This is a genomic window from Pseudomonas sp. TH32 (assembly GCF_016650855.1).
In the GTDB taxonomy this organism is placed as follows: domain Bacteria; phylum Pseudomonadota; class Gammaproteobacteria; order Pseudomonadales; family Pseudomonadaceae; genus Aquipseudomonas.
On the sequence record NZ_JAEKFA010000002.1, the window covers coordinates 1,360,276 to 1,373,611 of the forward strand.

Annotated in this window: 5 protein-coding genes; 4 read left to right on the top strand and 1 reads right to left on the bottom strand. The window is 63.0% G+C overall.

Going from position 1 to position 13,336, the window contains the following annotated elements:
- Positions 1 to 327: 327 nt before the first annotated feature.
- The 4 genes from JFV30_RS09955 to JFV30_RS09970 all read left to right on the top strand — a co-directional run bounded on the left by JFV30_RS09955 (position 328) and on the right by JFV30_RS09970 (position 12,791).
- Entirely contained in the window at positions 328 to 10,890 is a 10,563-nt protein-coding gene (locus JFV30_RS09955; RefSeq protein ID WP_201123405.1) for an autotransporter-associated beta strand repeat-containing protein, read from the top strand.
- 224 nt (positions 10,891 to 11,114) lie between these two features.
- Positions 11,115 to 11,480 carry a type II toxin-antitoxin system RelE/ParE family toxin gene (locus tag JFV30_RS09960; RefSeq protein WP_081480111.1) on the top strand — a complete coding sequence of 122 codons (366 nt, stop codon included), beginning with the start codon at positions 11,115 to 11,117 and terminating at the stop codon, positions 11,478 to 11,480.
- Positions 11,473 to 11,778: an XRE family transcriptional regulator gene (locus tag JFV30_RS09965; protein ID WP_010173261.1), complete on the top strand. Its 306-nt coding sequence runs from the start codon at positions 11,473 to 11,475 to the stop codon at positions 11,776 to 11,778. Before JFV30_RS09960 ends, JFV30_RS09965 begins: the two co-directional genes overlap by 8 nt.
- 116 nt (positions 11,779 to 11,894) lie before the next feature.
- Positions 11,895 to 12,791 (top strand): LysR substrate-binding domain-containing protein, encoded by an 897-nt coding sequence (locus JFV30_RS09970; protein ID WP_029616015.1) that lies wholly within the window; start codon positions 11,895 to 11,897, stop codon positions 12,789 to 12,791.
- Here JFV30_RS09970 and JFV30_RS09975 read toward each other — a convergent pair.
- Complete coding sequence (locus JFV30_RS09975) at positions 12,781 to 13,182, bottom strand: RidA family protein (RefSeq protein WP_201123406.1); 402 nt, start codon at positions 13,180 to 13,182, stop codon at positions 12,781 to 12,783. The two genes, JFV30_RS09970 and JFV30_RS09975, sit on opposite strands and share 11 nt — an antisense overlap.
- Positions 13,183 to 13,336: the final 154 nt, after the last annotated feature.

A 13,336-nucleotide genomic window follows, 5' to 3' on the forward strand; every position in this document is an offset into this window, starting at 1 on the left:
TGACGCTGATGGGCGTGACTACACGCGATGCCTGAGCGTTTTTCGCGGGCAAGCTCGCGCCTACAGGGGTAACACAGGGCGCTATTAGAGCGCTTTTTTACGTTTTGAAATCTGAATTTTTGCAGGGGCCAACGCTTTCGCTTCAGCGTTCACTGGAGGGCGCCCGGTTCTTACGAGGTACTCGCGAAAGTATTAATACCATTTATTTCAATGACTTTTATGTATCCGGCTAACGTTTTGACAAACAGGATCAGTTGTCACCACGGTCAGGTATTTCGAAGTCGATGCGTGTTTGGATCTGTATTAGGGGCTTCTGCGCATTCATGGATGAAAGGCTTTGACCACAAGGAGTTTCACGTGGAAAGAAGACTTGCTACTGCCGCCATACCTCGTATTTCTCCTCTGAACCTTGCTATTCGCCTCGGTATTGCCGGCCTGGTTCTTGGCCTGGCGAGCCCGGAGGCGATGGCTGCTTGTACGCCGGCAAGTCCTGCGGCTGGCGCCACGGTCACCTGCACCGGCGTGCCTTCGCTGCCGTTGTTCTTGAACACCTTTTCCAGTGCGGTGAACGACCTGACCGTCAATGTGGGCTCGGCTGCCCAGTTGAACGCGACGCTGGGTGGCGTGGCGCTGAATCTTGCGGGCAACAACGTTACCTTGAACAACGCGGGTCTAATCGACCCGGCGTTGCTCGGGCTTGTCACACTCTTGAGTGGCGGTGTCGTGGTGGGTAACGCGGGGGCGAGTGTGGTGAACGTCACCAACGCCGCCACCGGGATCATCCGAGGGACCGCAGACCTGCTGGGGGTCAATCTCTCCGGTCTCAATGGTATGGCACTTAACATCCAAAATGGTGCCGGTGGCAGCACCAACATCGTGAACAATGGCACCATCGGTTCGACCGCATTGCTCAACGTGACGTTGTTCGCCGCGGACGCGCCGGTGGTGGCGATTCGCGGAGGCTCACAAGTCAACGTGATCAACGCGGGCACGATCAACGGGCGGGTAGCCTTTGAAAGTTCCACCACGGGTAATACCTTCGTCAACTCCGGTACGATTTCCGGCGGCGTCTCCATGGGGGCCGGCAGCACCAACACCTTCACCGCCATCACCGGTTCGACGATCTCCAGCGGCGGCGGTATAGGGCTTTCGCTGGGTGGCCTGATTGGCGTCAACCTGACCTTCGCCCCGACCGGCCAGATTGATGGCGGCGCAGGCGGCGTCAACTCGTTGATCCTGCAAAACTCCATTGGCATCGGCGGCGGCACCAGTGGTGTGGGCACGGTGTCCAGCGCCAACTACGTCAACTTCAACAACCTGACGCTCAACAGCGGTACCTGGACCCTGCAAGGGCCGCTCGTCAGCGGCAGCACAACCCTCAATGGCGGCATTGCGTCGTACAACAACGCTCAGTCATTCGGCACGGGTGTGCTGACCTCCAACGGCGGGACGATTCAGGCCAGTAACGCCGGGTTGACCCTCAATAATCTGATCACCCTTGGCAGTGGTGGCCTGGCCGTACAGGGGGCCAACGACACGACGCTGGGAGGCGTGATCTCCGGGACCGGCGGCTTGACCAAGTCCGGCACCGGGCAGTTGAGCCTCAGTGGTGCGAATACGTTTGCCGGCAATACCACGCTCAATGACGGTTCGGTTCAGGTCCTCAATAATCAAGCCTTCAGCACCGGCTCTATGACGTTCGCGGGTGCGGCGACTTTGAGTGCGCCGGGCACTGTCAGCCTGGACAATCTCATCACCGTCACCGGTGGAATGACGGTGACCGGATCCGGGGCCTTGACCCTGGCAGGCGTGATCAATGGGGCAGGTGGTATCAGCAAGAGTGGCAGCGGTAGCCTGACCCTCAATGGCAGCAACACTGCCTATACAGGCGCCACTAACCTGAACACCGGCACGCTGATAGCCGGCAATAACAATGCCTTGGGTACCGGCGTACTGAGCGTCAATGGCGGCGCCAACCTTGACACCAGCGCCAATGTCACCCTGAACAACGCCATGGTCCTCAACGCCAATCTGACCACGGTCGGTAGCAACGCGCTGACCCTTGCGGGCGCCATTTCGGGGGTGGGCGGCATCCTCAAGAATGGCGCCTCGACCCTGACGGTGACCGGCAACAACTCTCAGAGCGGGAATACCGCGCTCAACGCCGGCACGCTGCTGGTGGGCAATAACAATGCGCTGGGTACCGGGGCCCTGACTACCGCTGCCGGCGTTACCCTCGATGCGACCACGGCGGTGACGCTGGCCAACGCTGTGGCGATGACTGCCGATTTGACCATTGGCGGGACCCAGGCACTGGGCCTGACGGGTGTGATCAGCGGTGCTGCCGGCCTGATCAAGAACGGTGCGGCCGCACTGAGCCTCGGTGGCGCCAATACGTACACCGGCAATACCTCGCTCAACGCCGGTTCGCTGATTGTGGGGTCCAACACCGCACTGGGCGTGGGCGGAACCTTGAACACCGCCGCCGGCACCACGCTGGACGCAAGCACTGCCGTTACCCTGGCCAATGCGGCCAACATCACCGGCAACCTGAACATCGGTGGGACCGCTGACCTGACCCTTGGCGGCCTGGTCGGGGGCAGCGGCGGCCTGACCAAGAACGGCACCGCCAAGTTGATCCTCAACGGCGCCAATACCTTCCTCAGCGGCGTCACACTCAACGCGGGTACGCTCACCGCTGGCAATAACGCCGCCCTGGGCGTCGGTAACCTGACCGTCAGCGGCGCCGCGACCCTCGACAGCAGCGCCAATGTGATCCTGGGCAATGACGTTGCGCTGAACGCCGACTTGAGCGTGGCGGGCAGCAACGCCCTGACCCTGGGTGGAGTGCTGGCCGGCACTGGTCAGTTGATCAAGAACGGCGCGGCCAACCTGACCCTCAACGGCGTGAACACCTACAGCGGCGGCAGCACCCTTAACGCCGGTGCCCTGACGTTGGGCAATGGCGGAGCGCTGGGCACCGGAGCATTGACCGTGGGCGGCGCCAGCAGCCTCAACGGCACCGGTGCGCTAGTGTTGAGCAATGCGATCAACCTGAACGCCAACCTGAGCGCCGGCGGGGCCAACCCGTTGACCCTCGGCGGGGTGATCGCCGGCACCGGCGGCCTGATCAAGACCGGCCCTTCGAGCCTGACCCTCAATGGCAACAACACCTATACCGGCACCACGGCGCTCAATGCCGGGACCTTGATTGTCGGTTCCAATACCGCGCTGGGCACGGGCGCGCTGAACGCGGCCAACGGCAGCACTCTGGATGCCAACGCTGCCATCACCCTGGCCAATGCCCTCAACCTCGGCGGCACCCTGACCGTCGGCGGCAGCAATGCGTTGACCCTCGGCGGCAGCGTCAGCGGTATCGGTGGCTTGATCAAGAACGGTGCGGCTGACCTGACGCTCAATGGCACCAATAACTACCTGGGCAATACAACGCTCAACACCGGCAAGATTATCGTCGGTGCCAATAACGCCTTGGGCAACGGTACATTGAGCACGGCGGTCAACACCGCCCTGGACGCCAATACCTCCGTCAGCCTGAGCAATCAAATAAGCATGACCGGCCCGCTGACTATCGGCGGTAGCGCGAATCTGACCTTGGGCGGCGCAATCAGCGGCAACGGCAACCTGGTGAAAAACGGAGCGGCGAACCTGATCCTCAACGGTGCCAACACGTTTATCGACGGCACCGTCTTGAACGCGGGCACGCTGACCGTCGGCAGCAACACTGCCCTCGGCACCGGCGGCCTGGCGGTCAACGGCGCGGCGACGCTGGACAGCAATGCCCCGGTGGCGCTGGCCAACAGCATCGTCCTCAACGCCGACCTCACCGTCGGCGGCACTCAAGACCTGACGCTGGGCGGCCTGATTGGCGGCAGCGGCCAGTTGATCAAGAACGGTACGGCCAACCTGACCCTTAATGGCATCAATACCTACAGCGGCGGCAGCACCCTCAACGCCGGTACCCTGACGCTGGGCAATGGCGCAGCGCTGGGCAGCGGCAGCCTGACGGTAGGGGGCACCTCGACGCTGGACAACAGCGCGGCGATGACCGTGAACAACGGGATCGTGCTCAATGCCGGCTTGAGCGTGGCCGGCAACAACAACCTGGTGCTCGGCGGCGTCATCAGCGGCGCCGGGGCGCTGAATAAAAATGGCCTGGCCGACCTGACGCTCAGCGGCCCCAACACCTTTACCGGCGCCTTGAATATCCTGTCCGGCAGTGTCACCACCGCCAGTGCGGGCGCGCTGGGCAATACCTCGGGCGCGAATGTCAGCGCCGGTGCGTCGCTGATCATGGGCAGTGATGCCAGCCTCGCGACTCTTGCCGGCAGCGGTGATGTGCTGGTCAGCGGGAGCAACACGCTGTCGGTAGGTGGCCTCAATTCCACCAGCACCTTCGACGGCGGCCTGAGCGGCAGCGGTGGCCTGGCCAAGGTCGGCACCGGTACCCTCAACCTCACCGGCATCAATGGCCTCACCGGTGACACCAACGTGAATGCCGGCACCCTGAACCTCAGCGGCTCGCTGGGCAGTGCCAACGTCAACGTCAATACCGGCGCGACCTTCACCGGTACCGGTTCGGTGCTCGGCACGCTGAACGTCAACAACGGCGGCCACCTGGCCCTGAGCAGCGGCAATACGCTGTCGGCCGGCTCGCTGGTGATGGCCGGCAACGGCAACCTGGACGTGGCGCTCGGCGCACCCTCCACCAGCTCACTGCTCAATGTCGGCGGCAACCTGACCCTCGACGGCAACCTGAACGTCACCGATGCCGGCGGGTTTGGTGTCGGGGTGTATCGCCTGATCAACTACACCGGCTCACTGACCGATCTTGGCCTGAATGTGACGGGTGTGCCGGTGGGCTTCGGCCTTGGCGACCTGGTGGTGCAGACCTCGGTGGGCAATCAGGTCAACGTGCTGGTGTCGGCACCGAACGCCAACATTCGCTTCTGGGACGGCAGCCAGACCATCGCCAACGGCGTGGTGGACGGCGGCACGGGCACCTGGACGGCGGTCGGTACCAACTGGACGTCGGTCGACGGCCTGGTCAACCAGCCGTGGGCCGCCGACTTCGGCGTGTTCCAGGGGGCGGCGGGCACCGTCACGGTGGCGGGCACGCAAGCGTTCACCGGCCTGCAGTTTGTCACTGATGGCTACAACCTGGTGACGGGAGCGGCGGGGCAGTTGACGGCGGTGAACGGCACCGGCGGCAACACTGCGATTCGCGTCGATCCGGGTTCCACCGCCACCCTCGGCGTGGGCATTAACGGCAGTGGCACCCTGGCCAAACTCGACAGCGGCATCCTGGTACTCAACGGCGCCAACACCTTCACCGGAGGCACCGAGCTGCAAGGCGGTACCTTGGTGGTGGGCAGCAACACCGCCCTTGGCACCGGCCAACTGAGCGCGTCGTCCGGCACCACGCTGGACAGCAACGCCGCCGTCACCCTGACTAACGGGGTTAGCCTGCTCGGCAACCTGACGGTGGGTGGCAGCAATGCGCTGACCCTCAACGGTGTGATCGGCGGCACAGGGGGCCTGATCAAGAACGGTGCGGCCAACCTGACCCTCGGCGGCAACAATGCCTTCCTCGGCCCGGTTGCCCTGAATGCCGGCGGGCTGATCCTGGCGTCCAATTCGGCGCTCGGCAGTGGCGCGCTCAACGCCGCGAACGGCACTACGCTGGATGCGGCCACGGCGGTGAGCGTCAACAACGGGATCAACCTGGCTGGCAATCTCGGGATTGGCGGCACTGCTGACCTGACCCTCGGTGGCGCCCTCAACGGCGCAGGCAGCCTGACCAAAAACGGCGCGGCCAATCTGGTCCTCAATGGCACCAATGGCTTCCTCGGCGGGATTGCCTTGAACAGCGGGACTGTGACGGCGGGGAGCGCCACGGCGTTGGGCCTGGGCAACCTGACGGTGGCCGGCGCCTCGAACCTGGACAGCAACACCGCGGTGAGCCTGGGCAATAATGTCGTCCTGAATGCCAACCTGGCGGTCACCGGCAGCAATGACCTGACCCTCGCGGGCGTCGTCAGTGGCGCAGGGGGCTTGGCCAAGAACGGCAGCGCCAACCTGACGCTCAATGGCGTCAACACCTACACCGGCGGCACCACGCTGAACGCCGGCACCCTGACCCTCGGCACTGCCACGGCACTGGGCTCCGGTGCACTGACGGTGGCGGGGCCTTCGACACTCGACAACAGTTCGGCGCTGGTGCTGGCCAACAACGTCACGGTCAACGACAACTTGAGTGTGGCCGGAAACAACAACCTGACTTTTACCGGCGCACTGGATGGCGCGGGCACCCTGACTAAAAATGGCGCGTCCGACCTGACGCTCGGTGGCAACAACAGCTTCAGCGGCAACTTCAACGTACTGGGCGGTAGCCTGACCACCGCCAGTGCCACGGCGCTCGGCAATAACGCCGGCTTGAACCTCGGTGCCGGTAGCCAACTCAACCTCGGCGCTTCCAACAGCCTCGGTAGCCTCACCGGCAGTGGCACGGCACTGATCGGCGCCGGGAACACCCTCAGCCTGGGCGGTGGCAACCTGAGCAGCACCTTCGCCGGTGTACTCGACGGTGCCGGGCAACTGAGCAAACTCGGCAGCGGCACCTTGACCCTCAGCGGTATCAATACCCTGGCCGGCGACACCAGCATCAACGGCGGTACCCTGAACGTCAGCGGCTCCCTGGCCAGCGGCAACGTCGCGGTCAACAACGGTGCGACGCTGACGGGCACTGGCAGCCTGGGAGGCGCCGTCACGGTGGCTGATGGCGGTCACCTCGCAGGCGCGACCGGCAGCACCTTGTCGGTGGGCTCGCTGGTGCTGTCGGGTAATTCCAACCTGGATGTCGGGCTGGGCACACCGGTCGTCGGCGGTGGCAACGCGCTGATCAATGTCGGCGGCAACCTGACCCTCGACGGCAACCTCAATGTCAGCGATATCGGCGGCTTTGGCAGCGGCGTGTATCGCATCATCAACTACACCGGCGGCTTGACCGATAACGGCCTGGTGGTCGGCAGCGTGCCTGGCAGCGTGACGCCGGGGGATCTGCAAGTGCAAACGGCGCTTGCCAATCAAGTCAACCTGCTGGTGACGGCGCCGAACACCACCGTGCAGTTCTGGGATGGCAGCCAACTGGTGGGCGACGGCAGCATCAACGGCGGCAGCGGCACCTGGGGCACCGGCACCACCAACTGGACCAGCGTGGATGGCACCGTCAACCAGGCGTGGGGCAACAGTTTCGCGGTGTTCCAGGGCACGGCGGGCACCGTCACGGTCAACGGTACGCAAAGCATCACCGGCCTGCAGTTCGCCACCGACGGCTACAGCCTGGTGAACGGCACGGCAGGCGCGTTGAACCTGGTCAATGGCGGCACGGGGAACGCGGCAATTCGCGTCGACCCCAACAACACCGCCACGATCGGCGTGGCCATCAACGGCGCCGGTACGCTGGGCAAATACGACACCGGCACCCTGGTCCTCAATGGCGCCAATGGCTACACCGGCGGCACTGCCCTCAACGGCGGCAAGCTGGTGGTGGGCAACGACAGTGCGCTGGGTACCGGCGTATTGACCACGGCCAACGGCACCGCGCTGGACAGCAATACCGCCGTCAACCTGGCCAATGCGGTGGTGCTGAACGGGGCGTTGAATGTCGCAGGTTCCAACGCCTTGACCCTGGGCGGCGTGGTCAGTGGCAGCGGCAGCCTGGTCAAGAGCGGCGCGGCCAGCCTGACCCTCAATGGCAACAATACCTACAGCGGCGGGACGCAGCTGGCGGCAGGTACGCTGGTGCTCGGCAATAACAATGCCCTGGGCAGCGGCGCACTGGGCGTTACCGGCAATGGGACGCTCGACAGCACGGCGGCGTTGCAACTCAACAACGCGATCAACCTCGGTGCGCAACTGGCCCTCGCGGGGACTCAAGACACTACCCTCGGTGGTGTTATCAGTGGCACCGGCAGCCTGGTGAAAAACGGCACTGGCGCACTGCTGCTGACCGGCGCGAACACCTACAGCGGCGGCACCACCTTGAATGGTGGCACCACCACGGGTGACACCAGCAGCTTGCAGGGCGCGATCGCCAACAATGCGACCCTGACCTTCGAACAGGCGGCCGATGGCACCTACACCGGCAACCTCACCGGCGCCGGGGTGCTGAACAAAAACGGTACGGGCGACCTGCTGCTCAGTGGCAACAATGCCTTTACCGGCGATACCAACGTCAATGCTGGCGGCCTGCTGGTCAACGGCACCCTGAACAGTGCCAATGTGCTGGTCGGCAGCGGCGCGTCCCTGGGTGGTTCAGGCCAACTGGCGGGCACGGTCACCCTGGCAAGCGGCTCGACCCTGACCGCAGGCGCCGGCGGTACACCGTTGTCGGTCGGCGGCCTCAACCTGTCCTCGGGCACTCACCTGGACTTCAGCCTCGGCGCGCCGGGGGCTGCTACCTCGGTGGTGAACGTTGCGGGCAACCTGACCCTGGACGGCACACTCAACATTACCGACGCCGGCGGTTTTGGTACCGGGGTTTACCAGCTGTTCCGCTACGGCGGCAGCCTGACCGACAACGGCCTGGCGTACGGCACGTTGCCGTCGGGCATCCTGCCGGGCGCGCTGACCTTGCAAACGGCACTGGCCAATCAGGTCAATCTGTTGGTGCAAACCACGCCGGGGCAAATCCAGTTCTGGAACGGCGGCACCACCCATCCTGACGGCACCATCACTGGCGGCAGTGGCACGTGGGGCCCAGGCACCAACTGGACCGATCCGAACGGCACCCAGGGCCAGGTGTCGACCAACCAGTTCGCCGTGTTTGGCGGCCAGGGCGGAACCGTGACAGTGGCGGGCAACCAGAGCTTTACCGGCGTGCAGTTCCTCGACCCGGGCTACTCGCTGGTGGCCGGTGCAGGCGGCAGCCTGAGCCCGACCAATGCACCAGACGGCAGCCTGGCCACAGCGCGGGTGAATGCCGGCGTGACCACCCAGATTGATGCGCCACTGGTGGGCGCGGGCGGTATCAACAAACTGGATGCGGGCACCCTGGTGCTGACGGGCGCCAACACCTACACCGGCGGCACCACTGTCAGTGGCGGGACCCTGGCCGGTAACACCACCAGCCTGCGGGGCAATATCCTCAACAACGCGCGGTTGCTGTTCACACAACTGAGCAGTGGCCAATTCAACGGTGTGCTGAGCGGCACCGGTGCGCTGGTCAAGCAGGGCTCGGGTACGCTGCTGCTCACCGGCAACCAGTCGTTCAGCGGGACGGTGGCGGTGGATCAGGGCGTGTTGCAAGTCGGCAACGCGGCCAATCCCAACGCCATCCTGGGCGGGCAGGTCACCGTGGCCAACGGTGCCGGGCTGACAGGTAATGGCAGTGTCGGCTCGCTGGTCAACCACGGTGTGGTGACGCCCGACAGCGGCAAACTGAGTGTTGCCGGCAACTTCAGCAACGCCGCCGATGGCGCGCTGAACCTGGTCATCACCCCGTCGGCCGCCGGTGCCCTGGCGGTGGGCGGCACGGCAAACCTGGCGGGCACGCTGAACGTGGTTAACCTGGCACCTTATGCCGGGCCCACCACCTACACCTTGTTGACGGCGGGTGGCGGGGTCACGGGTACGTTTGCCAGCACCAACCTTGAGAACCTGGCGTTCCTCAATACCGCCCTCAGCTACAGCCCGAATGAGGTCGCTCTGGCGGTCAGCCGCAATAACGTCAGCTACGCCAGCGTGGCAGCCACCGGCAATCAGCGGGCGGTCGCGGCGGCACTGGGCAGTGGGGCAGCCGTGGGCGGTGCAGCGGTGCAAAACGCGCTGCTTAACGGCAGTACAGCCAGTGCCCGCGCCGCGTTCGATAACCTCTCGGGGGAAATCCACGCCAGCACCGCCAGTGCTTTGCTCGAAGACTCGCGTTACATCCGTGATGCAGTCAATGAGCGCCTGCGCCAACCCGGTTGCTACCGCCAGGACGATCCACGCAGCAGCCTGGCACCGAGCGAAAACCAGTTGAGCAGCGCCGGTTGCCAAGGCGAAATGGTCGGCTGGGCACGTGTCCTGGGCACCTGGGGCCATATGGGCGGCGACAGCAACACCGCCAACCTGGACCGCAACCTCAGTGGCTTCCTGCTGGGCACCGACAAGCAACTCGACGACGCCTGGCGCGCCGGCGTTGCTGCCGGCTACACCCGCAGCGACCTTGACGCCAAGCACCGCAACTCCAGCGCCGATGTCGACAGCTATCACCTGATGGCCTACACCGCGTACCAGCAGGAAGCGTTCGCCGCACGCATGGGCGTTGCCTACAGCTGGCATGACATCGACAGCAAGCGCGACGTGGCAGTGGGCGGTGTGGGTCAACGCCTGAAGGCCGACTACAAGGCCCGCAGTGCGCAAGTGTTTGGTGAAGTCGGCTACACCCTTCAAACCGCCAGCGTTGTCCTGGAACCGTTCGCAGGCCTGGCCTACGTCAACTACGACAGCGACACCATCAAAGAGAAGGGTGGTTCGGCGGCGCTGCGCGGTGATGCCGATCAAGACATTACCTTCTCCACGTTGGGCCTGCGTGTCGGCCAGACCCTCACCCTGGGCAACGGCTCGAAGATCACCCCGCGGGGCAGCATCGGCTGGCGTCATGCCTTCGGCGATACCAAGCCGGATGCCGACCTGAGCTTTATCAACGGCGGTGGAACTTCATTCAGCACCCAAGGCGTACCGATTGCCAAGGACAGCGCCGTACTGGAAGCAGGCATCGACTATCAGATCAGCCCCAACGGCAAGCTAGGCCTGGGCTACTCCGGACAAGTCTCGCGCAACGACAAGGACCACGCGATGACCATCAGTTTCTCCCTCGGCTTCTGATCAAGGCCGGGTCCCTTCAACCGCCCGAGAGGGCGGTTTTTTTTGATCTTTCCTGCGCTCTGCGCAGGAATGCAGCCTGGGATGCTCTGCGTCCCGCTCCGCTCCGCCAATAATCATGCGGGAATAATCTACAAACACTTTCCCGGGAAGAACGGGAGGTTGTGTGCCTCCCAAGCCTCTACAGTTATGTCCTTGAGTTTATATTCCATGGATGGCATATTTGCATGAGTTGGGACGTTGAATACACGGACGAGTTTGGAGACTGGTGGGGCGGTCTGGATGCAAGGGAGCAATCCTCAGTATCGGCCAGTGTGGATTTGCTGGGCCTCTTGGGGCCAGGCCTTGGGTTTCCTCACTGCAGTGATATCAAGGGTTCGCGGCATGGCAGCCTGCGAGAGCTGCGGGTACAGCACGCGGGGCGACCTTATCGTGTTCTGTATGCATTTGATCCACGCCGGTGTGCCTTATTGTTGATAGGCGGGAACAAAACCGGACGAGGCCGTTGGTATGACGAATACGTCCCGCTGGCTGAGAAGTTGTATGACGAACATTTGGAAACACTGCGTATAGAGGGCCGTAACCATGGCTAAAAAATTTAGCGAGCTCCAGGCTCGCATGACACCGCAAGCCCGGGCCGATGCGGAGCAAATCCTCCAGCAGCATCTGAAAGAAATGCCTCTGCATGAACTGCGCAAGGCGCAACAGATGAGCCAGGACACCTTGGCCAAGGCGCTGAATATCAACCAGGCGGCGGTGTCCAAAATGGAGCGGCGCACAGACATGTATATCAGCACGCTGCGTAATTACATTCGCGCCATGGGAGGGGAACTGGAGATCGTCGCCACGTTTCCTGATGGCCAGGTAAAGATTGAGAACTTTGCCAACTGAGTCATTCTTTCCATCAAAGCCCGGCCATGCGCCGGGCTTTTTGTTATTTGATTGGCTGTCGCTATTGTGCAGTTTTATGCACAATAATTGGAATTCTCTATCCGTCGGACATCACCGTGAACCAACTCCTTGCCATGCGCGCCTTCGTCCGTGTCGTCGAAACCGGCTCCTTCAGCCGCGCATCCGACCAACTGGCGCTGCCACGCTCTACTGTCAGCAAGCTCATCACCGACCTGGAGAAGCACCTTGGCGTCAAGCTGATGCATCGCACCACCCGTGCGCTGGCGGCTACACCGGAAGGGTTGGAGTACTACAATCACGCGCTGTGCCTGGTGGCCGAACTGGACGAACTGGACAACGCCCTGCGCGGGCAGAAGCTCAAACCCGGTGGGCACCTGAAGGTGGATGCTCCGGCGTCCTTCGGCAATTGCCTGCTGATCCCGGCGCTGGTGGATTTTCATCGTGAGTATCCCGATATCACCATTGCCCTGGGCATCAGCGACCGTGCCGTGAATATCGTAGGGGAGGGGGTGGATTGTGTGCTGCGGGTTGGCAAGCTGGATGACATGGCGATGATCGGGCGCAAAGTCGTGGACCTTGAGTACGTCACCTGCGCCGCGCCGGGTTACCTGGAGCGCATGGGCACGCCCGTGTCGCCGGAAGACCTTGAACACAATCACCTCAAGGCCGGCTATTTCTTTGCCGGGTCGGGCAAGCCGGAGCCTTTGATTTTCGAGAAAGGCGCGGTCCGTCATGAAATAGGCAACTGTGCGTTTTCGACCAACGAAGGTAATGGCCTCAAGGAAATGCTGCTCGCCGGCCTGGGCGTCGGACAGCATTTCAAGACCATCGTCGACTACTACGTGGAGGCCGGCCAGTTAGTCCCGGTACTGGCGGACTGGACTCGGCCGGCCACGCCGTTGCACATCATCTACCCACCCAACCGCCATCAAAATGCACGGTTGAAGGTGTTTATCGACTGGGTGATCGAGCGGTTTGGCGTCAGGCAATAATTGCCGTCACGCGGATCTCAATGCGCATCGCCGGCAATCCCAGGGCCTCCACCCCCAGTTCGGTCCAGATCGGCGTGTGGTTGGGCATGTAATGGCGGTACCACTTGACCATCTGCTCGTTCACTTCGGGAGGAAAACCGCCCACGTGGTAGGAGTTGACGTGGATCACGTGCTCCCAGCCGGCGCCGGCGTGTGCCAGGGTGCGTTCCAGGTTCTGAAAAGCCAGTGCGATTTCGTCGGTGAGGGATTCGGGAATCCGGAACTCGTCGTCCCAGCCGCCCTGGCCTGAGGTCTCAACGCGGTTTCCGATTTTGACGGCCTGGGCGTAATGCAGGGTGTCGCGTGCGATGTCGCCATAGCCGGGAGTGATGAAAAATTCGGGCTTGCTCATGGTGTTCCTCGGTTTCAGTGGTTGACCGAGCAAAGGCTAATGGACTGAAAGACCGAACAAAATCCGTGTTTTCTGTCATCACTGTGCATGGCTGTGGACAGTCCGGGTATCAGTTTTCCACATTCCCGGGCCTCACCCTTTGTTACTATCGCCC